Source organism: Microvirgula curvata, from assembly GCF_054781615.1.
Genome location: NZ_BAAGUB010000036.1, coordinates 1 through 21,299 on the forward strand (window position 1 = coordinate 1; position 21,299 = coordinate 21,299).

Annotated in this window: 20 protein-coding genes; 17 read left to right on the plus strand and 3 right to left on the minus strand. The window is 65.1% G+C overall.

Translation table 11 applies throughout. The features are described 5' to 3' along the window. Positions 1-360: 360 nt before the first annotated feature. From rnhB to ACYVG8_RS16885, 7 genes are all read left to right on the plus strand, one after another. Positions 361-969: a ribonuclease HII gene (gene rnhB, locus ACYVG8_RS16855; RefSeq protein WP_112692285.1), complete on the plus strand. Its 609-nt coding sequence runs from the start codon at positions 361-363 to the stop codon at positions 967-969. Between the two features lie 4 nt (positions 970-973). Beyond that, a complete protein-coding gene (locus ACYVG8_RS16860) occupies positions 974-1,492 on the plus strand; it encodes a DNA-deoxyinosine glycosylase (RefSeq protein ID WP_051528704.1) in 519 nt (172 codons plus the stop codon). 647 nt (positions 1,493-2,139) lie between these two features. Next, positions 2,140-3,237 (plus strand): hypothetical protein, encoded by a 1,098-nt coding sequence (locus ACYVG8_RS16865; RefSeq protein ID WP_460746380.1) that lies wholly within the window; start codon positions 2,140-2,142, stop codon positions 3,235-3,237. A gap of 106 nt (positions 3,238-3,343) precedes the next feature. After that, a complete protein-coding gene (gene glyA / locus ACYVG8_RS16870; protein WP_028498449.1) occupies positions 3,344-4,591 on the plus strand; it encodes a serine hydroxymethyltransferase in 1,248 nt (415 codons plus the stop codon). Between the two features lie 89 nt (positions 4,592-4,680). Beyond that, positions 4,681-5,139 carry a transcriptional regulator NrdR gene (nrdR, locus tag ACYVG8_RS16875; RefSeq protein WP_028498448.1) on the plus strand — a complete coding sequence of 153 codons (459 nt, stop codon included), beginning with the start codon at positions 4,681-4,683 and terminating at the stop codon, positions 5,137-5,139. A 43-nt stretch (positions 5,140-5,182) separates the two neighbouring features. Beyond that, positions 5,183-6,328, plus strand: a complete 1,146-nt coding sequence (ribD, locus tag ACYVG8_RS16880; RefSeq protein WP_460746382.1) for a bifunctional diaminohydroxyphosphoribosylaminopyrimidine deaminase/5-amino-6-(5-phosphoribosylamino)uracil reductase RibD — start codon at positions 5,183-5,185, stop codon at positions 6,326-6,328. A gap of 85 nt (positions 6,329-6,413) precedes the next feature. After that, the gene (locus ACYVG8_RS16885) at positions 6,414-7,466 is read left to right on the plus strand and encodes a malate/lactate/ureidoglycolate dehydrogenase (protein ID WP_460746383.1); all 1,053 of its coding nucleotides are present in this window, start codon (positions 6,414-6,416) and stop codon (positions 7,464-7,466) included. Here the strand turns inward: ACYVG8_RS16885 and ACYVG8_RS16890 are convergent. Next, a complete protein-coding gene (locus ACYVG8_RS16890) occupies positions 7,439-8,344 on the minus strand; it encodes a LysR family transcriptional regulator (protein ID WP_028498445.1) in 906 nt (301 codons plus the stop codon). The genes ACYVG8_RS16885 and ACYVG8_RS16890 overlap by 28 nt on opposite strands. Before the next feature lie 143 nt (positions 8,345-8,487). Here ACYVG8_RS16890 and ACYVG8_RS16895 point away from each other — a divergent pair, with 143 nt between their 5' ends. Together ACYVG8_RS16895 and ACYVG8_RS16900 are read left to right on the plus strand one after the other, a co-directional pair. Further along, positions 8,488-8,967, plus strand: a complete 480-nt coding sequence (locus ACYVG8_RS16895) for a CidA/LrgA family protein (protein ID WP_233495210.1) — start codon at positions 8,488-8,490, stop codon at positions 8,965-8,967. Beyond that, positions 8,960-9,652, plus strand: coding sequence for an LrgB family protein (locus ACYVG8_RS16900; RefSeq protein WP_028498444.1), 693 nt, complete (start codon positions 8,960-8,962; stop codon positions 9,650-9,652). The genes ACYVG8_RS16895 and ACYVG8_RS16900 overlap by 8 nt, the downstream gene beginning before the upstream one ends. Positions 9,653-9,785: 133 nt before the next feature. On the opposite strand, the gene ACYVG8_RS16905 is transcribed toward ACYVG8_RS16900, so the two are convergent. Both ACYVG8_RS16905 and ACYVG8_RS16910 read right to left on the minus strand, forming a co-directional pair. Then, positions 9,786-11,273: an aldehyde dehydrogenase gene (locus ACYVG8_RS16905; RefSeq protein ID WP_107888635.1), complete on the minus strand. Its 1,488-nt coding sequence runs from the start codon at positions 11,271-11,273 to the stop codon at positions 9,786-9,788. A gap of 75 nt (positions 11,274-11,348) precedes the next feature. Then, the gene (locus ACYVG8_RS16910) at positions 11,349-11,882 is read right to left on the minus strand and encodes a cupin domain-containing protein (RefSeq protein WP_233495209.1); all 534 of its coding nucleotides are present in this window, start codon (positions 11,880-11,882) and stop codon (positions 11,349-11,351) included. A gap of 375 nt (positions 11,883-12,257) precedes the next feature. On the opposite strand from ACYVG8_RS16910, the gene ald reads away from it, so the two are divergent. The 8 genes from ald (at position 12,258) to ACYVG8_RS16950 (ending at position 21,289) form a co-directional block, all read left to right on the plus strand. After that, complete coding sequence (gene ald, locus ACYVG8_RS16915) at positions 12,258-13,388, plus strand: alanine dehydrogenase (RefSeq protein ID WP_112692283.1); 1,131 nt, start codon at positions 12,258-12,260, stop codon at positions 13,386-13,388. Positions 13,389-13,421: 33 nt separating this feature from the next. Beyond that, complete coding sequence (locus tag ACYVG8_RS16920) at positions 13,422-14,174, plus strand: gamma-glutamyl-gamma-aminobutyrate hydrolase family protein (protein WP_028498440.1); 753 nt, start codon at positions 13,422-13,424, stop codon at positions 14,172-14,174. 98 nt (positions 14,175-14,272) lie between these two features. Beyond that, complete coding sequence (locus ACYVG8_RS16925) at positions 14,273-15,607, plus strand: glutamine synthetase family protein (RefSeq protein WP_028498439.1); 1,335 nt, start codon at positions 14,273-14,275, stop codon at positions 15,605-15,607. Between the two features lie 92 nt (positions 15,608-15,699). Then, positions 15,700-17,085, plus strand: coding sequence for an aspartate aminotransferase family protein (locus ACYVG8_RS16930; protein ID WP_028498438.1), 1,386 nt, complete (start codon positions 15,700-15,702; stop codon positions 17,083-17,085). Between the two features lie 293 nt (positions 17,086-17,378). After that, complete coding sequence (gene motA, locus ACYVG8_RS16935; protein WP_028498437.1) at positions 17,379-18,239, plus strand: flagellar motor stator protein MotA; 861 nt, start codon at positions 17,379-17,381, stop codon at positions 18,237-18,239. A gap of 79 nt (positions 18,240-18,318) precedes the next feature. Then, entirely contained in the window at positions 18,319-19,245 is a 927-nt protein-coding gene (motB, locus tag ACYVG8_RS16940) for a flagellar motor protein MotB (protein WP_112692282.1), read from the plus strand. Beyond that, positions 19,242-19,964, plus strand: coding sequence for a class I SAM-dependent methyltransferase (locus tag ACYVG8_RS16945; protein WP_051528701.1), 723 nt, complete (start codon positions 19,242-19,244; stop codon positions 19,962-19,964). Before motB ends, ACYVG8_RS16945 begins: the two co-directional genes overlap by 4 nt. After that, positions 19,961-21,289, plus strand: a complete 1,329-nt coding sequence (locus ACYVG8_RS16950; RefSeq protein WP_036385288.1) for a hypothetical protein — start codon at positions 19,961-19,963, stop codon at positions 21,287-21,289. Before ACYVG8_RS16945 ends, ACYVG8_RS16950 begins: the two co-directional genes overlap by 4 nt. The last annotated feature ends 10 nt before the right edge of the window (positions 21,290-21,299 follow it).

Sequence of the window (21,299 nt, forward strand, 5' to 3'; positions counted from 1 at the left end):
GATTCGCGGGCGACGGGGAGAGACAGCGGGATGTCGAACGAGACCAGGCCGGCGGAGAGGGTGGGCCCGCTGCCGTCACCGGGGCCGGGAAGGGCGTCGTGGATGGTGGGCAGGGTCGGGCTGCTGAAGGTGACAGCAGGCGTGAAACGTTCATTTTGCACGATGGGGAAACCTGTCACAGGGTGCGCGTTGGGTCGCTGGCCATGGATAGCCGTGACATGTTTCTATGTTTACAAAGCGACCCCTGAAGATTCCAGCCGGGGCTGACGAATGGGGTCCGCAAGGCCGGCCGGGGGCAGGGAGGACGGGCTTCCGGTAAACTGGCGCTCTTGTATCGGGCCGGAAAAGGAAAGTCGTCGGATGAGTGAATGGATCAAACTGTGCGGGGTCGACGAGGCGGGCCGCGGGCCATTGTCGGGCAGCGTGTTCGCCGCCGCGGTGATTCTCGATCCGGCGCGGCCGGTTGCCGGTCTGGCCGACTCCAAGACGCTCAGCGAGGCGAGGCGCGAGGCGCTGGCGCCGCTGATCAAGGCCAATGCGCTGGCCTGGTGCATTGCCGAGGCGACGGTGGAGGAAATCGACCGGCTCAATATCCTGCAGGCGACCATGCTGGCGATGCGCCGCGCGGTGGCGGGCCTGACGGTGCTGCCGGACGAAATCGAAGTGGACGGCAATCGGTTGCCGGGCTTCGAACTGGATGTGCCGTCCCGCGCCATCGTCAAGGGAGACAGCAAGGTTGCGGCCATTTCCGCGGCTTCCATCCTGGCCAAGACGGCGCGCGATGCAGTCTGCATTGCCATGGACGGGCAGTATCCTGGTTATGGCTTTGCCCAGCACAAGGGCTACCCGACCGCCGCACACGTGGCGGCCATCGAACGCCTGGGGGTGCTGCCGGTGCACCGGCAGAGCTTTGGTCCGGTCAAACGCGTGCTGGCGGCCCGTCAGGGCGGGCTGGATCTGCCGGTCTGAACGGATGCCGGCCCATCCCTCCACACCTGAGGCGCCGGCGCTGAAACGCTGTTTCCCGCCGGTGGTCGCCGCCGATACGCGGGTACTGGTGCTGGGCTCCCTGCCGGGCGAGGCCTCGCTGGCCGCCGGTCAGTATTACGCGTATCCGCACAACCAGTTCTGGCGCCTGCTTGGCGATGTGCTCGGGCACGATCTGGTCAGTCTCGATTACCCGGCGCGCCTGCAGGCGCTGCTGGCGCAGCGGATCGGGCTCTGGGACGTGGTGGCCGAGGCCAGACGGCGCGGCAGTCTGGACGTGGCGATTCGTGATGCGCGGCAGAACGATCTGGTCGATTTTCTGGCGTCATTGCCGGCGCTGCGGCTGGTTGCTTTCAACGGCAAGACGGCGGCGCGGGCCGCGGTTCAGTTGCAGGGCATGGCATTGCACTGCCTGGAACTGCCATCGTCCAGCCCGGCCAATACCCGGGCCTATGCCGCCAAGCTGCAGGTCTGGCAGCAGATCGACGGCTGGCTGCGCGACTGATTCCCGGTTCCGGATGTTCGTTTCATGACAATGATGGTGACGCGCGGATGAAGGTTCGGTTTCGCAAATCACTGAAAACCGGGCGGATGGCCGTCCGCGGGCGGTGCATGGCTGCCTGTCCGGGCGGCGGCTCGCTGCGGATTTTGCCGGTGTGGCCGGAAATCCACTAGAGCATATTCTCTACAATGCATTGATTATCAAGAATTTTGCCGGATCGGAGTTGCGCGGGCAAAAAAAATGGCGCGAACCTTGCGGTCGCGCCGAATTCTACAAAGGAGAAATAGAGGAGAAACTATCAAGAAGCAATTGCTGCGTCTCAATTGCTGCGAATTATGGGGGTCGGTTTGTTCGTTGTCAATCGCGAAACGTTCAAAAGTGAAGATTTGTAATCCGGTGTCGTGATTTCTGAACTTCGCATGGGTTCGTCATCGGACATGGCGCGCCAGCGGGCCTCGCCGCCACTGGAACCACCGGGGGTGCGTCCGGCGGACAGTCTGGTCATCCTTTCTTGCCACCATCATTACGTGGTTCAATATTCGGTAATGAACATGCTCACCGCCGGCTGGCGTTGCGCCCTTGCCAAAGCCCGCCGCGGCTTGTGAGACAATGCACGATCGCCTGCTGGAAAAACCGAGGAACCCGTTTTCATGATGCTGCCTGATCCGCGCCTGATGCCGCGCGTCGCCCCCAAGAACGAACTGATTCGTGCCGTCATGTCGCTGCTGACCGAGCCGGATGGCGCGGAGGCCGAGCGCAAGCGCGGTGAACTGCGTCGACTGACGGCGGAAAAGCTGGAGTTCGACGACAACCAGTCGCTGTCGGTCGCCCTGCAACTGGCGCCTGACCAGACGGCATTCCGCACGCTGTGGCACAGCCTGGTCGATACGCTGGCGTCGCCGTCGACGGCGCGCCATGCGGTCGTGTTTGCCGTGCCGGTGGTGCTGGCCGCCGGCAGCAAGACGGCCACCACGCTGCCGGCGCAGGTCGACGCGGCGCCGCTGCTCGCGATCCTCAGACAGCACGGCGTGGTGCGTGCCGATGCCGAAGTGTCGCTGTCCGGTCGTCTGCTGCATGCCGACACGCTCGCCAGTGTCGCGTTCTCGCAATGGTTCCGCTTCGGCAGCTTCCTGACTGATGCCGCGCGCGGTGTGCCGCTGGACCTGGCCGGCAGTGAAGTGCCGGTGCATGAGGAAGGCGTATTCGTCCGTTATCTGCTCGGCGTGGCGATGCAGAACCCCGGTGAGGCACCCGCCATCTGCCTGGGCGGTTCGATGGGCGAGTGGGGGATGCCGTTCATGCAGCAGCTCAACGAACAGATGAAGACCCCGGGCGTGACGCTGTTCCCGATTCCGGCCGTGCCGAACGTGGTGCCGGAAGCGCTGCGTCAGGGCGCTGCGCTGCGGCTGGACGTCAATATGCAGATGTGGGCGTCCAATATCATCCGCAAGCTGCGCGCCGGCAATGCCGGGATCGCCGGCGTGGCGGCTGCGCACGAGAATGGCGAGCTGCGCTTTACCGTGTCCAGCCCCGGCGACGACAAGAACTGGGCTGCCTTCGTCTGGCCGCTTGCGCCGCTGGATGCGGTCGAGCGGATCGAGGAAAACTTCCGTGCGCTGATGGCCGAGTGTCAGGTCGAGGACGTGCGGGTGGTCGGGACGATCCAGCCGGACCGCATCGACGAGGTGCCGGTTTTTCTGACCTGCAACGACGCGATCACGCTGACGCCGCCGGAAAATCTCCACTGAACCCGACTGTACCGGTCGCAAACCGATACGGCTGTGCCGTGTCGGTGTCGCGGTCCATGGGTTAGAATTCACACCAGTTGTGCCCCTTGTTCACTTGGAAAATACGATGTTCGCAGCCGACCAAACCATTCATGTCTTCGATCCCGAACTCGCCGCCGCGATGGATGCCGAGTCTCGCCGTCAGGAAGACCACGTCGAACTGATCGCTTCGGAAAACTATGTCAGCCCCGCCGTCATGGAAGCCCAGGGCTCCGTGCTGACCAACAAATACGCCGAAGGTTACCCGGGCAAGCGCTACTACGGCGGCTGTGAATATGTCGACCAGGTCGAACAGCTCGCCATCGATCGCCTGAAGGCGCTGTTCGGTGCCGAATACGCGAACGTGCAGCCGCATTCCGGCTCGCAGGCCAACCAGGCCGTGTACGTCTCGGTGCTGAAGCCGGGCGACACCATCCTCGGCATGAGCCTCGCCCATGGCGGTCACCTGACCCACGGCGCGTCGGTCAACATCTCCGGCAAGCTGTACAACGTGGTGCAGTACGGTCTGAACGACAAGGAAGAACTCGATTACGAACAGGTCGAACGCCTGGCACGTGAACACAAGCCGAAGATGATCGTGGCCGGCGCCTCGGCCTACGCGCTGGAAATCGACTGGGCGCGCATGCGCAAGATCGCCGATGAAGTCGGCGCCTACCTGTTTGTCGACATGGCCCACTATGCCGGTCTGATCGCCGCAGGTGAATACCCGAACCCGGTTCCGCACGCCCACTTCGTCACCACTACCACGCACAAGACCCTGCGCGGTCCGCGCGGCGGCGTGATCCTGGCCAAGGCCGAATTCGAGAAGGGCCTGAACTCGGCCATCTTCCCGTGCCTGCAGGGCGGTCCGCTGATGCACGTCATCGCCGCCAAGGCCGTGGCGTTCAAGGAAGCGGCCAGCCCGGCGTTCAAGGACTGGGCCAAGCAGGTCAAGGTCAATGCCCAGGCGATGGCGGAAGTGCTGACCGCGCGCGGTCTGCGCATCGTGTCCGGCCGTACCGAGAGCCACGTGTTCCTGGTCGACCTGCGCGCCAAGCAGATCACCGGCAAGGACGCTGAAGCCGCACTGGGCCGCGCCCACATTACCGTCAACAAGAACGCGATCCCGAACGATCCGGAAAAGCCGTTCGTGACCTCGGGCATCCGCATCGGTACCCCGGCGATCACCACCCGTGGCTTTACCGAAGCCGACTCGCGTGAACTGGCCAACCTGATTGCCGACGTGTTCGACAGCCCGGCCGACGACGCCAATCTGGCCACGGTGGCCGAGAAGGTCAAGGCGCTCTGCGCCCGCCTGCCGGTCTACGGCAAGTAACAATCCGGCTGCCGTTCAGGCGGCGCCGGGCGGTACCCAAGGCGACGGACGCGAGTCCGTCGCTATTTGCCTATCTGGAGTCCCCGAATATGAAATGCCCGTTCTGCGGCCATCTGGATACCCAGGTGGTCGACTCGCGCGTCAGCGAGGACGCTTCCAGCATCCGTCGCCGTCGCCGCTGCCTCGGCTGCGACAAGCGCTTCACCACCTTCGAGACGGCGGAGCTGCGCATGCCGCAGGTGGTCAAGCAGGATGGCCACCGCGCCGAGTTCGACGAGGACAAGCTGCGGATCGGTTTCAACCGTGCACTGCACAAGCGGCCGGTATCGACGCAACTGGTCGACGAGTCGGTCGAGCATATCAAGCAGAAACTGCTGGCACTGGGCGAGCGCGAAGTCAGCGCCCGCGAGCTGGGCGAGATGGTGATGAGCGAGCTGGCCAGGCTCGACAAGGTTGCCTATATCCGCTTCGCGTCGGTTTACCGCAGCTTCCAGGATGTATCGGAATTCTCCGAAGCCATTCGCGAAATTTCGCGCAAGCAACACTGAACCGGTGGGCGGGCACAGCGCCCGTTGCCGTGACGGACTGTCGATGTTTACTGCTGAAGATCACCTCCACATGTCCCGGGCGCTGCAGCTTGCCGCGCTCGGCATGCGTACCACCTCACCGAATCCGCGCGTCGGTTGCGTCATCGTCAACCGGGGCCGGATTGTCGGCGAGGGCTGGCATGTGGCCGCCGGTACGCCGCATGCCGAACCGCATGCACTGGCCCAGGCAGGAGAGCTCGCCCGCGGCGCCACGGCCTATGTGACGCTGGAGCCGTGCAGCCACCATGGTCGCACTCCGCCGTGCGCCGATGCGCTGGTCGGTGCCGGGCTGGCGCGGGTGGTGGTCGCCAGCACCGATCCCAATCCGCTGGTGGCCGGGCAGGGCATGGCGCGATTGCGTGCTGCCGGCATCCTGGCCGAGTCCGGCCTGATGGAGGCCGAGGCGCTGGCGCTGAACCGGGGCTTCATGTCGCGGATGACGCGCGGCCGGCCATGGGTCACCGTCAAGCTGGGCATGAGCCTGGATGGCAAGACGGCACTCGACGACGGTCGCAGCCAGTGGATTACCGGACCCGCCGCGCGTCGCGATGTCATGCGCCTGCGGGCGGAAAGCTGCGCCATCCTGACCGGCAGCGGCACGGTGATGGCCGACGATCCGCAACTGACCGTGCGCGGCATCGATCCGCTGCAGCCGCCGGCGGACTGCATGTCGCCGGCCGCTGCGCTGATGCGCAAACAGCCGCTGCGGCGTCCGCTGCGCGCCGTGGTCGACAGCCGGCTGGCCACCAGCCCGGTGCGGGCCATTTATCTGAATGGCGGGGTGCGGCTGTATACCTGTGTCAGCGAAGGCGCACGCCATGCGCCGTATATCGGTCATGGCAATCTGGTGAGGGTGGTGCCGGCCCCGAACGGCCGGGTCGATCTGTCCGCCATCGTTGCCGACCTTGGCCTGCAGGGCTGCAACAATCTGCTGGTCGAGGCCGGCATGGGACTGGCCGGCGCCGTATTGCGTGCAGGCCTGCTGGACGAACTGGTCTGTTATGTCGCGCCGGCGATCATCGGCCACCAGGCGCTCGGCGCATTCAACCTGCCGCCGCTGGCATCGCTGGAAGACAAGGTTCGTCTGGCCTGGCATGACGTGCGCCCGGTCGGTGACGATCTGCGGCTGACACTGCGCCCGGTGCGCTGACAGCGGAGGCGGGCGCGCATCGGGCTTTAGCCCGGCAGCCGGTCGGCGCTATAGTCAGGGCAAGTTGTTTGCCGGATATCACGTAATGAAAATTTCTGTAGACCGTCTGCGCCGGCTGGCGCCGGCCACCCTGCGCGCCCTCGGCTGCGCACCCGACGAAGCCGACCTGGTGGCGACCCATCTGATCGAGGCGAACCTGCGCGGCCACGACAGCCACGGCGTCGGCATGCTGCCGTTCTATATCGCCAGTGCCCGCCAGGGCACGCTGAAACCGAATGCGCCGGCACGCCTGCTGAACGATGGCGGCGCCATCCTGCAGTTTGCCGGCGACCGCGGCTTTGGTCAGCGCACCGGGCGGGAGGCCATGGACGCAGCCATCGCGCGTGCACAGCAGACCGGCCTGGTGCTGATGACGCTGTCGGCGACCCATCATCTGGGTCGCATCGGCAGTTATGGCGAGCAGGCGGTTGCTGCCGGCATGATTTCCATCCACTTCGTCAATGTCATCGATTTTCCGCAGATGCTGGTCGCGCCGTTCAACGGCTCGTCGCCACGCTTCGGCACCAATCCGGTCTGCATCGCCATTCCGGGCGGTGAGCGGCATCCGGCCTTCGTGCTTGATTTCGCCACCAGCATGGTCGCTTACGGCAAGGCACGCGTGGCCTACCTGGCCGGGCGCCAGTTCGACGACGACGTCCTGCTCGATGCCGCGGGGCACCCGACCCGCGAGCCGCGCGTGATGTTCGAGCCGCCGCTGGGGGCCTTGCGGCCGATTGCCGGGCACAAGGGCGGCGGCCTGATCATGGCGGCCGAGCTGCTGGCCGGCCTGCTGTCCGGCGGCGGCTCGGCCCAGCCGGCGCATCCGCGCGATGGCGGCATCGTCAACAACATGACCACACTGGTCATCGACCCGGCACGGCTGGTCGACATGCAGTGGTTTGCCGCCGAGTACGATGCGCTGGTCGATTACGTCAAATCGTCGCCGTCCCCCGATCCGGCCGATCCGGTGCAACTGGCCGGCGACCCGGAGCGGCAGCGCCGCGCGCAGCGGCTGGTCGACGGCATCGAGATTGCCGACGGCGAGTGGGACGGCATCCTCGCCGCCGCTGCTCAGCTTGGCGTCGACGTCGCGGGCTGAGCTTCCGGAAACGCTTCCCGGCACAGTGCCAGCCAGGCACGGGCGGCCTGTGACAGATAGCCGTCATGCCAGACCATGCCGAGCTCCCAGCGCAGCGGCGGGTCGACCAGCTCGCGGCAGCAGATGCGCAGCGGGTCGAGCAGGGCGGCGATCGGCGCCGGCAGGATGGCAATGCCGGCGCCGGCCGCGACCAGTTCGCCGATAAAGTCCCAGTGCCGGCTCTGGCCGGCGATCTGCGGGCTGAAACCGGCGGCGGCGCAGGCATCGAGAATGACGCGGTACAGCACGAAATCGTCTTCGTACAGCACCAGGGGTTCGTCGCGCAGATCCGCCAGCCGGACCCCGTCGCGACTGGCCGGCGCGCGCTCGGCCGGAAAGGTCACCATCAGCGGATGGCGGGTCACCGACAGCGTCAGCAGTTCCGGCGCCATCTGCGGCAGCACGGTGACGCCAAGATCCAGTTCGCCGGCGAGAACCGCCTGCTCCAGTGCCTTGCCGCCCTGCTCGCGCAGGCGCAGCGTCACGCCGGGATACAGCTTGCGGTAGCGGGCGATCAGGCGGGCAAAGTAGCGGCCGGCCATCGGCGGAATACCGACATCCAGCTCGCCGCGCGCCAGCCCGGCGACCTCGTCCAGCTCCAGCTGCAGCCGCGCCACTTCGGCCAGCACCGCCTGGCCACGGACGAACACCACCTGGCCGGCATCGGTCAGCCGCAACTGACGGCCTTCGCGCAGCAGCAGTGGTCCGCCCAGTTCTTCCTCCAGGCTTTTGACCATCTTGCTGATCGTGGGCTGGGTCACGTGCAGCACTTCGGCGGCCCGGGTAAAGCTGTGTTGCCTGACCACCTCCACGAAGTAGCGCAGCGCACGAATGTCCATGTCATGTATTCCATATTGGAATGATTCGCATGATTTTAATTCATTTTTTTAATTGAAGGCGGGTTCATATACTGCGCAGTAACAAGGTGCCCCGGCTGGCCGGGCTGTTCCGCGCGGCGGGCACCCGGCAAGGAATGAACATCATGGAAACGCAGGCGCAACGGTCCTTTCCGTTCATGCGCGCACTCGTCACCATCCTGCAGGTGGTCGGGATTTCGGTGCTGTGGCTGCTGGCCGATCTGGCCCGCCACCGCTTCGACCTCGGCCTGCCGTCGAACATGATCGGCATGATGGTCATGGTCGGCCTGCTGTTTACCGGCATCGTCCGGGCGGACTGGATCCGGCGTGGCGCCAACTGGCTGCTGGCCGAAATGCTGCTGTTCTTCATCCCGGCCGTGCTGGCGGTGATCAAGTATCCGGATGTGGTGGTGGTGGACGGCTGGCGCGTGCTGGTGGTCATCGTCGTCAGCACGCTGATGGTCATGGTGACGACCGCCTTCGTGGTCGACCGGCTGTACCGCTTCGAGCTGAAGCTGTCGCGCCGCCGCAGCAACCGTCACGTTGCCGCCGGCCCGGCGCCGGCCGGCGCCCTGCAGATGCCGCGAGGCCGCCGCCATGACTGAAACCCTGATTGCAGCCGGCTGCTTCGTGCTGACGGTGGTGTTCTACTACATCAACAAGCGCATGTACGTGAAGCAGCACAAAATCTGGCTGATGCCGCTGCTGGCCACGCCGATGCTGCTGCTGGCCATCGTGCTGCTGGCCGGCATCAGCTACAGCGAATACATCGCCGATACCCGCTGGCTGATGTGGCTGCTCGGCCCGGCGACGATCGCCTTTGCGCTGCCGATCTACGATTACCGCGACATGATCCGCAAGCACTGGCTGTCGATCTCGGTTGGCGTGCTGGCCGGCTCGGCGATGTCGGTGGTCAGCTCGGTCTGGCTGGCCCGCCTGCTGGACCTGCCGCTGATGCTGCAGAAGGGGCTGGCCGTGCGTTCGATCACCACCCCGTTCGCGATGGAAGCGGCGCGCAGCATTGGCGGGCCGGTCGATCTGAGCGCCCTGTTCGTGGTCATTACCGGCGTGGCCGGCATGGCGATGGGCGAGACGGTGCTGCACCTGCTGCCGGTGATCCGCAGCAAGCTGGCCCACGGCGCGATCTTCGGCGCGGCAGCCCACGGCGCCGGCACCGCCAAGGCGCGCGAGATGGGCGATGCCCAGGGCGTGGTCGCCTGCCTGGTGATGATGATCGCCGGTTTTGTCACCGTGCTGGGGGCACCGCTGATTGCGAAGCTGATGTTCTGAGTGCCGGGCTGTTTGGGGGTGCCGGCAGCGGTGGTGCTGGTATTTGCCTGACTGCTGAAACTGCACGGAAAGACGGACTGAAAAAAACCGCCAATCAATATTGGCGGTTTTTTGCTGACGGGGTTTGCCCGCGTTACAGTTTGATCACCGTACTCTTCAGTTCGGTGTATTTTTCCAGCGCATGCAGCGATTTGTCGCGGCCGTTGCCGGATTGCTTGAAGCCGCCGAACGGCATGTTCATGTCACCGCCCTCGTCGTAGCAGTTGACCCAGACCGTGCCGGCACGCAGTGCGCGGGAGACGGTGTGGGCGGTGCTGAGATTGCTGGTCCAGATTGCACCGGCCAGGCCGTAGATGCTGTCGTTGGCCAGACGGACGGCGTCGTTGACGTCGTCGAAACCGACGATGGACAGCACCGGGCCGAAGATTTCCTCGCGCTCGATCACCGAACCGGGCTCGGTCAGGAAGGCGGTCGGCTCGATATACAGGCCGTTCTTGACCGGTTCCGCCGCATTGCCGCCGAACAGCAGCGTCGATTCGCGCCGGCCGGCATCGATATAGCCGCGCACCTTGTCGAACTGGATGCGGTCGACGATGGCGCCCATCGTCGTCTCCGGATCGAGCGGGTTGCCCGGTTGCCAGCCGCGTGCGGCCTCGGCCAGCGCCTCGACGAAGCGGTCCTTGATCCTGTTGTGCACCAGCACGCGCGAGCCGGCCGAACACACCTGGCCCTGGTTGAAGAAGATGCCGCCGGCGGCAGAGCGTGCCGCGCGCAGCAGGTTGGGGCAGTCATCGAGCACGATATTGGCCGACTTGCCGCCGAGTTCCAGCCAGACGCGCTTGAGGTTCGACTGGGCGGCATAGCCGGCGATCAGCTTGCCGACCCCGGTCGAGCCGGTAAAGGCCAGGCAGTCGATATCCATGTGCAGGGCCAGCAGGCGGCCGGTATCGCCGGCGCCGGGCAGCACCTGGAACACGCCGTCCGGAATGCCGGCGTCGCGGGCCAGCGCGGCCAGCCGGATGGCGGTCAGCGGCGATTTTTCGCTCGGTTTCAGAATCACGCTGTTGCCGGCCGCCAGCGCCGGAGCGATCTTCCAGCTGGCCATCATGATCGGGAAATTCCACGGCACCACGGCGGCGACCACGCCGATCGCTTCGCGGGTGACCAGACCCAGCAGCTTCGGGTCGACCGGCGCGACTTCGCCGCCGATCTTGTCGATGGCCTCGCCGTACCACTCGATCGCATAGGCCGCACCGCTGACGTCGACCGACGCCGCGTCGGCGACCGGCTTGCCCATATCGAGCGATTCGAGCAGCGCCAGTTCGTCGGCGTGCGCGCGCACCTGGTCGGCAAAGCGCTTCAGCGTGTCCTTGCGCGCGCGCGGCGCCATCTGCGACCAGACGCCGCTGTCGAATGCCTTGCGCGCAACCGCGACTGCGCGTTCGACGTCGTCGGCACCGGCGAGCGAGATGTCGGCCAGCTTGCGGCCGTCGATCGGCGATACGCAGGCGAAGGTTTCGCCCGATGCCGTCGGCGTGTACTGCCCGTCGATGAAGGCGCGTCCCTCTATATTGAGGATGGCCGCGCGGGCCTGCCAGTCACTAAGCGTCATGTCTGCCATGGTTTTATGTCCCCTGTGTTGTCCCTGCCGGGATTTCCGGCCACCGCGTCATGCCGTGGCCAAAATGCGTGCAGGTCAGAACGACGGCGGGGTACTGGCGCTGATGACCTCGGCGACCTCGCTGCCGACATTGCGGAAGCGATGCGGCTGGCGGGAGTCGAAGTAGTACGCCTCGCCGGCGCCGAGGATGCGCGTCTCGTCGGCCACGGTGAGTTCGATCTCGCCGCTGACGACAATGCCGCCTTCCTGACCTTCGTGTTGCAGCATGTCCGGCCCGGTGTCGGCGCCGACTTCGTAGCGCTCGGACAGGATGGCCATGTCACGCTTCGGGTGGGCCGAACCGACCAGCGACAGCCTGATCCGCTCGTTGCCGAGATTCGGCAGTTCTTCGGCCCGGTAAAACACCTGCATGTGCTGGGGCTCGGCGTCGAAGGTGAAAAAATCACCCAGCGTCATCGGCAACCCTTCAAGGACTTTCCGCAGCGAGCTGATCGACGGGCTGACCCGGTTCTGCTCGATCAGCGAAATGGTGCCGTTGGTGACACCGGCCCGCTTGGCCAGCTCGCGCTGGGACAGTCCGAACTTCTCGCGCACCATTTTCAGGCGCATGCCTACATCCATCGCATCAGCTCTCATCTGTCCGGTCTCTTTGAACCCGACCGTGGCGCCGCTCCGGCCCGTCGTGCGCGGAGTCAGGACGGCCAGAGCCAGTCCGCCGTGTCCGTCGTGGGGCGCGCGGCTCATGGCGCGACCTCCGGCGTGGTGGGGAAAGGGGTCCGGAATGTTAATGATATTAGACGTATGGTGTTTACGATTTTAGGCATTCGAATTGCTTAATGTTGCGTGGCAGCAATGAAAAACCTTGCCACTGCCAAGATTTTATAGTCAAAATCATAAACACACAAAGCCTGTTTTGTGCATTTTCTTAAACGTCTGCAACAGTACCGACGCAGTCTTCAAACCGTGAAGAACGAGGACGTTACCATGTTGATCGGTGTGCCCAAGGAAATTAAGAATAACGAGTACCGGGTGGGGTTGACCCCGGCCGGTGCCCGGGAACTGCTGTCGCTGGGCCACACGGTCCTGGTGCAGCGTCAGGCCGGCGCCGCCACCGGATTCGATGACAGCGAATACGTGGCCGCCGGCGCGCAGATGGCCTCCACTGCCGCACAGGTCTACGAGCAGGCGGAGCTGGTGATCAAGGTCAAGGAACCGCAGCCGGTCGAATGCCGCATGCTGCGTCCCGGTCAGACCCTGTTTGCCTATCTGCATCTGGCACCCGATCCCGAACAGTGCCGGCTGCTGGTCGAGTCCGGCTGCATGGCGATTGCCTATGAAACCGTCACCGATGCCCAGGGGGGGCTGCCGCTGCTGGCGCCGATGAGCGAAGTGGCCGGCCGCATGGCGATCCAGGCCGGTGCAGCATGCCTCGAAAAGGCGCATGGCGGCCGCGGGGTGCTGCTGGGCGGTGTCCCCGGCGTCGCGCCGGGCCGGGTGCTGGTGCTGGGCGGCGGGGTTGTCGGCCTGAATGCAGCCCGGATGGCCGCCGGACTCGGCGCCGACGTGACGCTGCTCGATACCTCGCTGGCGCGGCTGAAAGACATCGACATGGTGTTCGGCGGCCGGATCAAGACACTGATGTCGACTGTCCAGAACATCGAAGACGGGCTGCGCGAGGCCGACCTGGTGATCGGTGCCGTGCTGGTGCCGGGTGCCACCGCACCAAAGCTGGTGCGGCGTGCGCAGCTGAAGCTGATGAAGCCCGGTACGGTGCTGGTGGACGTGGCTATCGACCAGGGCGGCTGCTTCGAGACCAGCCGTCCCACCACGCATCAGCAGCCGACTTTCGAGGTGGACGGCATCGTCCACTACTGCGTTGCCAATATGCCCGGCGCGGTGTCGCGCACGGCAACCATGGCGCTGACCAATGCGACGCTGCCTTTCATACGCAAGCTGGCGGCGCTCGGAACCGGCCCGGCACTGGCGGCCGATCCGCATCTGCTTGCCGGGCTCAATGTCTGTGCCGGGCAGGTGACCCATGCCGCCGTGGCCCATGAGCTGGGCTATGACTATGTGCCGGCGGCCACGGCCGTTGAAGCACTGTTGTCACGATAACAATACGAGTCTGCAACACAGAGGAGAACACGCATGCGACCCCTTATCGCCATTCCGTGCGACATCAGACAGATCGGTGCGCACCCGTACCATGCCGTCGGCGACAAATACGTGCGCGGTGTTACCGATGGTGCCGGCGGCATCCCGTGGCTGGTGCCGGCGCTCGGCGACGGGGCGTGGCTGGACGAGGTCGTCGACCGGGTCGACGGTGTCATGCTGACCGGCAGCCCGTCCAATATCGAACCGTTCCACTATCACGGCACGCCAAGCCGCGCCGGCACCCTGCATGACCCGGCCCGCGACTCGACCACGCTGCCGCTGATTCGCAAGCTGCTGCAGCGGGGCGTGCCGTTTCTCGGCATCTGCCGCGGCTTCCAGGAAATCAACGTTGCCTTTGGCGGCACGCTGTACCAGCACGTCCAGGAAGAACCGGGCATGCGCGATCACCGCGAATCGCCGGACGATCCGCTGGAGCAGCAATATGCACCGGCCCACCGTGTGGCCTTCACCGCCGAGGGTCTGCTGGCGCGGCTGACCGGCCTGAAAGAGGCCCAGGTCAACTCGCTGCACCAGCAGGGGGTCAGGGAACTGGCACCGGGCCTGAGCGAGGAAGCGCGGGCTGACGACGGACTGATCGAGGCGTTCTCGGTGTCCGGCGCGAAGCAGTTTGCGTTTGCGGTGCAGTGGCATCCGGAATGGCGCTGCACCGGGAACCCGGTGTCGCAGGCGATTTTCGGTGCGTTCGGCGAAGCCTGCCGTGCGCACCAGAGCGCGCGGCGGGCGTAAGCCGTCTCCCCGCGCACGGCGGACGGGGCGGGAGGACGGCCCGTTACGCCACCCAAAGCAAGAAACTGAAAACGGCTTGAATCAGTTGAGAAACCATCATGAGTGACTACATCAGCGAATGGCTCCGAGAACATCGGATCACCGAAGTGGAATGCATCGTGCCGGACATGACGGGCGTGGCACGCGGCAAGATCATTCCGAAGGACAAGTTCCTGTCGGAACCGGACATGCGGCTGCCTGAAGCGGTTCTGATCCAGACTGTCACCGGTGATTATCCCGATGACTGCTACCTGGACCTGACCGACCCGGACATGGTGCTGCGTCCCGACCCGACCTCGCTGCGCTTCGTGCCGTGGGCGACCGATCCGACCGCGCAACTGATCTACGACTGCTACCGTTCCGACGGCTCGCCGGTCGAGACCTCGCCGCGCAGCGTGCTGCGCCGGGTGCTGGAACTGTACTCGGCCCGGGGCTGGGAACCGGTGCTGGCGCCGGAAATGGAGTTCTACCTGCTGTCGCCGAACCCGGACCCGGACATCCCGGTCCAGCCGCCGGTCGGCCGGACCGGCCGCGCCGAATTCGGCCGCCGCTCGTACTCGATCGATGCGGTCAACGAATTCGACCCGGTGTTCGAGGACATTTACGACTACTGCCATGCGCAGAACCTCGAAGTGGACACCCTGATCCACGAGGTCGGCACCGCGCAGATGGAAATCAACTTCGAGCACGGTGATCCGCTGGCGCTGGCCGACCAGGTGTTCCTGTTCAAGCGCACGGTGCGCGAGGCGGCCTTCCGCCACAACATGTACGCGACCTTCATGGCCAAGCCGATGGAAGGCGAGCCCGGCAGTGCGATGCACATGCACCAGAGCATCATCGACAAGCACACCGGCCGCAATCTGTTCTCGAACGAGGACGGCTCGCCGTCGCAGGCGTTCTTCCACTTTATCGGCGGGCTGCAGAAGTACCTGCCGGAAACCATGCCGTTCTTTGCGCCGTACGTGAACTCGTATCGCCGGCTGACGCCGAACGTGGCCGCACCGACCAACGTCGAGTGGGGCTACGACAACCGCACCGTCGGTCTGCGCGTGCCGCATTCGAGTCCGGCCGGACGCCGGGTGGAAAACCGCGTGCCGGGAGTGGACGTGAATCCGTACATCGCCATGGCAGCCTCGCTGGCCTGCGGCTATCTCGGGCTGGTGAACAGCATCGATCCGCGCGATCCGGTGGCCTCCAACGCCTATGACGTGCCGACCGAATTCCCGCACGGCACCGAAGAGGCGCTGGTACGGCTGACCCACTGCAAGGAAATCGCCGCCGTGCTTGGCGAACGGTTCGTCGAACTGTTCATCGGCATGAAGCAGAAGGAATTCGCCGAGTACTTCCGCGTGATCAGCCCGTGGGAACGCAAGTTCCTGCTGCTGCACGTATAAGCCGGACCCCATTCCGGTCGCCGGGATGGACCCGGTGGCCGATCGCGTGCGCCGCCAGTGCCGGACGCGCGCAGAACCGAGAGGAATCGACCATGAGCACGACTGCCCGTTCCACGAACGAATACCGCGAACTCGACGCCGCCCACCACCTGCACCCGTTCAGCGACATGGGATCGCTGAACAGGCAGGGCTCACGCGTCATCGTCAAGGGTGACGGCATCTATCTGTGGGACTCTGAAGGCAACAAGATCACCGACGGCATGGCCGGCCTGTGGTGCGTCAACATCGGCTACGGTCGCAAGGACCTGGCCGAAGTCGCCAGACAGCAGATGGAAGACCTGGCCTATTACAACACTTTCTTCAAGACCACCCACCCGCGCGTGGTCGAACTGTCCACGCTGCTGGCCGAAGTGACCCAGCCCGGCTACCAGCACGTGTTCTATACCAACTCGGGCTCGGAGTCGGTCGATACCGTGATCCGCATGGTCCGCCAGTACTGGTCGATCAAGGGCAAGCCGGGCAAGAAGACGCTGATCTCGCGCTGGAACGGCTATCACGGCTCGACCATCGGCGGCGCCAGTCTCGGCGGCATGACCTATATGCACGAGCAGGGCGACCTGCCGATCCCGGGCATCGCCCATATCGGTCAGCCGTGGTACCTGAAGGAAGGGCGCGACGGCGAGAGCGAGGCGGACTTCGGCCTGCGCGCCGCCAGCTGGCTGGAAGAAAAGATTCTGGAAATCGGCGCCGACAAGGTCGCGGCCTTCGTTGGCGAACCGATCCTGGGCGCGGGCGGGGTGATCATCCCGCCGGCAAGCTACTGGCCGGAAATCGAACGCATCTGCAACAAGTACGACATCCTGCTGGTCGCCGACGAAGTCATTTGTGGCTTTGGCCGTACCGGTGACTGGTTCGGTCACGAACACTTCGGCTTCCGGCCGCACCTGTTCACCATCGCCAAGGGCCTGTCGTCCGGCTACCTGCCGATCGGCGGCGTCATTATCGGTGACGAGGTCGCCCGCACCCTGATCGAAGGCGGCGACTTCAACCACGGCTTCACCTATTCGGGCCACCCGGTCTCGGCCGCCGTCGCCCATGCCAATGTGCGCGCGCTGCGCGACGAGGGCATCGTCGAGCAGGTGAAGAAAGACACCGGCCCGTACATGCAGAAGCGCTGGCGCGAGGCGTTCGGCGGTTTCGAGCATGTGACCGATGTCCGCGGGGTCGGGCTGATCCAGGCCTTCACCTGGGTGAAGAACAAGGCCACGCGTGAAATGTTCGCCGGCAGCGATGACGTCGGCACGCTGTGCCGCGATATCTTCTTCAAGCACAACCTGATCATGCGCGCCTGCGGCGACAGCATGGTCAGCGCGCCGCCGCTGATCATTACCCGCACCGAAATCGACGCCATGCTGTCGACCGCCGTGGAATGCGTCGAGCAGACCGAAAAACTGCTGCAGGAACGCGGACTGGTATAAGCAGATTCTCTCCGGGAGGTCACCTGGTCGTCAGGTCGCCACGTGCGCCCTGACGTTTTTTTTTGTCTTTTCGGACTTGGGTCATGCGGTTTGCAAGGCGACTTTGTTAGAATCTTGCCGGTATTCTTGCGGCATGACAGACGCTGGTTGCAGCGATTTCGGAATTGTCTCTTGTTAGGCCCCATGTTTTCCGCACGGTGGCCGATAACAGACAACGGAGGCCGGCGTGGACCCGATGCAAATACGGTTCGCCTCCTCGTTCACCAGATAAAGAGAAGACGGGATCTCCCTACATGTTCGTTATTATTGGTTACGTCATCGTACTCGGTTGCGTGTTCGGTGGTTTCCTGTTTGCCGGCGGTCACCTGGCCGCCCTGTGGCAGCCTGCAGAGCTGATCATCATCTTCGGCGCGGCGATCGGTTCCACGGTGGTCAGCGGTGGCGGTGCGCCGCTGAAGGCGACCCTGAAAGCAGTGCCGACCCTGTTCAAGGGCGACAAGTACAACAAGGCGCTGTACATGGAGCTGTTCGCGCTGCTGTACGAAGTCCTGACCAAGGTGCGCAAGGAAGGGATGATGTCGATCGAAGCCGATGTCGACGCGCCGCAGGAAAGCCCGATCTTCTCCAAATACCCGATCATCGTCGGTGACCATCACGTCATCGAGTTTGTCTGCGACTACCTGCGACTGATGGTCGGCGGCAACCTGAACCCGTTCGAGATCGAAAACCTGATGGACATCGAAATCGAAACCCACCACCACGAGGCCAGCGTGCCGGCGTCACTGCTGGCCAAGATGGGCGACGGCCTGCCGGCCTTCGGTATCGTGGCGGCGGTGATGGGCGTGGTGCACACCATGGAGTCGGTGGGCATTCCTCCCGCCGAGCTGGGCATGCTGATTGCGGCGGCCCTGGTCGGTACCTTCCTCGGTATTCTGCTGTCCTACGGCTTCATCACGCCGCTGTCGGTACGCCTGGAAAGCAAGGTGGCCGACCTGTCCCGGGTCCTGACCACGGTCAAGGTCACGCTGCTGGCCAGCCTGAACGGCTATGCGCCGCAGGTGGCGGTCGAATTCGGCCGCAAGGCGCTGTACGGCGTCGACCGTCCGAGCTTCCTCGAGCTCGAAGAGCACGTGAAGAGCACCAAGAACCGCTAAGCCCGTGACCGGCCCCGCCTCGGGGCCGTGTTGCATGACGGATCGGCCTGCGGGCCGATCCGCGTAATCCGGAGTCTCCATGGCTGACGAATCGCAACGTCCCATTATCGTCAAACGCATCAAGAAGGGGGGCCACGGCGCCCATGGCGGCGCGTGGAAAATCGCCTACGCCGACTTCGTGACGGCGATGATGGCGTTCTTCCTGCTGATGTGGCTGCTGTCGTCCGTATCGCAGGGCACGCTGGCCGGCATCGCCGAATATTTCAAGACCCCGCTGAAGGTCGCGCTGGCCGGCGGCGAGGGCTCGGGCGACACCACCAGCGTCATCAAGGGCGGCGGTGCCGACGTGACCCGCTCGGCCGGTCAGGTCAAGCGCTCGGACAAGAGCGAGGAACGCCGGCGCGAACGGATGGTGCTGTCCAAGCTGCAGCAGCGTATCTCGCAGGCGATCCAGTCCAGCCCGGAACTGCGCAAGTACCAGAACCAGCTGCTGCTGGAGATGACGCCTGAAGGGCTGCGCGTGCAGATTGTCGACGAGAAGAACCGGCCGATGTTCGACTCCGGCCGCTCGGCGTTGCTGCCGCACACCAAGGTGATCCTGCACGAGCTGGGCAAGATGTTCAACGAAGTGCCGAACCGCCTGTCCATTTCCGGTCATACCGACTCCGCCGCGTACTCCGGCGGCGAAAAGGGCTATTCGAACTGGGAACTGTCGGCCGACCGCGCCAACGCCGCGCGACGCGAGCTGCTTGATGGCGGCATGACCGAGCAGAAGATCCTGCGCGTGGTCGGGCTGGCGGCCGCCAACCCGCTCGATGCCGCCAACCCGTACAACCCGACCAACCGCCGCATCACCATCATCGTGCTGAACAAGCAGAACGAGGAGCAGATCCTCGGCGAGGGAGGAACGCCAAACAACGAGGCCGATGCGCCCGATGCCGCTGCTCCGGTCGTGCCGTCGCCGGCGACGGCGGCCGGTACGGCCAAGGCGGGCCCGCCGCAGTGATCTCGCGCCTGCCGCGCCACCTGGCCGCGTTGCCGCTGGCGGCGCTGCTGGCGTTCGGACTGTCTGCCTCGGTCGCCGTGGCGCCGATCTGGATCGCGCCGCCGCTGACGGTGCTGCTGGCGCTGGCGCTGGGGGCTCGTGGCCTGGTGCTGGCGGTGTATGCACTGTTCTGGCCGCTACTGGTCGGACTGGCATCGCTGGCCCTGCCGGCCTGGGCCTGGGCCCTTGCCGCGCTGGCGCTGTTCGCCGTGTGCCGGCATGCGATGACCGAACGGGTGCCCCTGTTTCTGTCCAGCCGCGCCGCGGTCGATGCCCTGGCCGGCAGCGTGCCGCAGGGCGTGCGTTTCGCCGATCTCGGCGCCGGTACCGGCAGCGTGGTCGTGCCGCTGGCACGGCGCCGGCCCGACCTGACCGTGATCGGTGTCGAGAGTGCCTGGCTGCCCTGGCTGCTGTGCCGCTGGCGCGGTCGCGACCTCGACAACCTCCGGGTGCGCTACGGCGACATCTGGAAGCAGGACTGGCACGGTTTTGACGTGGTCTATGTGTACCTGTCGCCGGCGCCGATGAGCCGGGTCTGGGCACGCTTCCGCAAGGATGCGCCGGCCGATGGCTGCCTGATCAGCAATACTTTTAGCGTCGACGGTGCGCCCCCTGACCGGACCGTGCCGCTCGACGATGCGATGGACTCGCAACTCTATTTCTGGAAGAACCGGCGATGAACCGACTCGAACTGCAACGTTTTGCCGCTCAGCCCTGGCCGGTCATGGGCTTCTCCAGCGAGCACATGGCTGCGCTGGTGATGGCCGACCGCGAGCGACTCAATAGCGTGGATATCGCCAACGTCGTCCTGCACGATCCGCTGCTGGTGTTCCAGCTGCTGCGGCATATCGGTACCGTTGACCGGGCACGGACCCTGACCGATACCGTGTGCGTCGAACATGCGCTGCTGCTGACCGGCGTCGACCCGTTCCTGACCCACTTCGGCCACCTGTCATCGATCGACACCCATCCGGGCATCACCCGCCAGCGCAAGCGCAATGTGGCGGCGCTGCTGGCCCGGGCGCGGCTGGCGGCCCTGCTGGTCAAGGAGTGGCTGTCGATCATCGAAGTGCACAAGGTCGAAGAATTCTTTACCGGCGCGCTGCTGTACAACGTGCCGCTGGCGTTCTACGCCATCGACAACGATCTGGTGCTGGATGGCGATGTCGAGCGTGCCGCCCAGCGCGCGCTGGGCGAGGATTACAGCCTGTTCGTGCGCTCGGTGTTCCAGGCTGCCGGCCTGCCGGCCAAGATGACCGAACTGCTGCTCGGCCAGCAGGACCTGTCGCGTCAGCGTCTGCTGCTGCGGCATGCGATCTACACCGCCAATCACCTTGCCTCCGGCTGGTGGCAGCAGGACCTGCAGTCGCACCTGCGCGGCGTGGCCGGCCTGCTGCTGGTGCCCGAGGACCAGGTATGGGCCAGTGTGGTCCAGTCCTCGCTGACCCTGGCGCGTTCTCCCTATACCCGTGCCTATGCCGACCCGGCCCGCTCGCTGCCGCTGGTGGCCGAACCGCCGCTGGTATCGGAGAACGAATTTCTCGAACTGGACTGGACTGACGACAGCCGTGCCGAAATGGCCCGTTTCGAACTGTCGGTCTGTGATGTCATGCGTCGCATCATCACCGTGTTCGGCGTTGAACGGACGGCCTATTTCCCGATCGGGCCGGACGGCAGCCTGCTGTGCCGCTTCCAGATCGGTTTTGACAGCAAGGACCCGCTGATCAGCGTCCATGTCGACCCGGCCGCCCCCGGCTTCTTTGCCTCGCTGACCGCACGGGCGCAGGCTTTCCGCGCCACGGCCGAGCAGTGGCCGACCCTGACGTCGCGCTACCCGCACCCGTTCTGGGACGCGGCCAGCCCGCTGGGCTGCGTGATGGTGTCGATCTTCCACAATGGCAAACTGGCCGGCGTGCTGTACGCCGACAACAAGGACCGCCACACCGGCATCGACGACGAAATCTATGCCCGGATCAAGCATGCCGCCGGCGCGCTGTCGGCCTGAGGCCGGGGCC

What these genes read in the sequence shown, in the direction of transcription:
- rnhB (WP_112692285.1), top strand. Translation starts at nt 361, where the DNA reads ATGAGTGAATGGATCAAACTGTGCGGGGTCGACGAGGCGGGCCGCGGG.
- ACYVG8_RS16860 (WP_051528704.1), top strand. Translation starts at nt 974, where the DNA reads ATGCCGGCCCATCCCTCCACACCTGAGGCGCCGGCGCTGAAACGCTGT.
- ACYVG8_RS16865 (WP_460746380.1), top strand. Translation starts at nt 2,140, where the DNA reads ATGATGCTGCCTGATCCGCGCCTGATGCCGCGCGTCGCCCCCAAGAAC.
- glyA (WP_028498449.1), top strand. Translation starts at nt 3,344, where the DNA reads ATGTTCGCAGCCGACCAAACCATTCATGTCTTCGATCCCGAACTCGCC.
- nrdR (WP_028498448.1), top strand. Translation starts at nt 4,681, where the DNA reads ATGAAATGCCCGTTCTGCGGCCATCTGGATACCCAGGTGGTCGACTCG.
- ribD (WP_460746382.1), top strand. Translation starts at nt 5,183, where the DNA reads ATGTTTACTGCTGAAGATCACCTCCACATGTCCCGGGCGCTGCAGCTT.
- ACYVG8_RS16885 (WP_460746383.1), top strand. Translation starts at nt 6,414, where the DNA reads ATGAAAATTTCTGTAGACCGTCTGCGCCGGCTGGCGCCGGCCACCCTG.
- ACYVG8_RS16890 (WP_028498445.1), bottom strand. Translation starts at nt 8,344, where the DNA reads ATGGACATTCGTGCGCTGCGCTACTTCGTGGAGGTGGTCAGGCAACAC.
- ACYVG8_RS16895 (WP_233495210.1), top strand. Translation starts at nt 8,488, where the DNA reads ATGGAAACGCAGGCGCAACGGTCCTTTCCGTTCATGCGCGCACTCGTC.
- ACYVG8_RS16900 (WP_028498444.1), top strand. Translation starts at nt 8,960, where the DNA reads ATGACTGAAACCCTGATTGCAGCCGGCTGCTTCGTGCTGACGGTGGTG.
- ACYVG8_RS16905 (WP_107888635.1), bottom strand. Translation starts at nt 11,273, where the DNA reads ATGGCAGACATGACGCTTAGTGACTGGCAGGCCCGCGCGGCCATCCTC.
- ACYVG8_RS16910 (WP_233495209.1), bottom strand. Translation starts at nt 11,882, where the DNA reads ATGCGCCTGAAAATGGTGCGCGAGAAGTTCGGACTGTCCCAGCGCGAG.
- ald (WP_112692283.1), top strand. Translation starts at nt 12,258, where the DNA reads ATGTTGATCGGTGTGCCCAAGGAAATTAAGAATAACGAGTACCGGGTG.
- ACYVG8_RS16920 (WP_028498440.1), top strand. Translation starts at nt 13,422, where the DNA reads ATGCGACCCCTTATCGCCATTCCGTGCGACATCAGACAGATCGGTGCG.
- ACYVG8_RS16925 (WP_028498439.1), top strand. Translation starts at nt 14,273, where the DNA reads ATGAGTGACTACATCAGCGAATGGCTCCGAGAACATCGGATCACCGAA.
- ACYVG8_RS16930 (WP_028498438.1), top strand. Translation starts at nt 15,700, where the DNA reads ATGAGCACGACTGCCCGTTCCACGAACGAATACCGCGAACTCGACGCC.
- motA (WP_028498437.1), top strand. Translation starts at nt 17,379, where the DNA reads ATGTTCGTTATTATTGGTTACGTCATCGTACTCGGTTGCGTGTTCGGT.
- motB (WP_112692282.1), top strand. Translation starts at nt 18,319, where the DNA reads ATGGCTGACGAATCGCAACGTCCCATTATCGTCAAACGCATCAAGAAG.
- ACYVG8_RS16950 (WP_036385288.1), top strand. Translation starts at nt 19,961, where the DNA reads ATGAACCGACTCGAACTGCAACGTTTTGCCGCTCAGCCCTGGCCGGTC.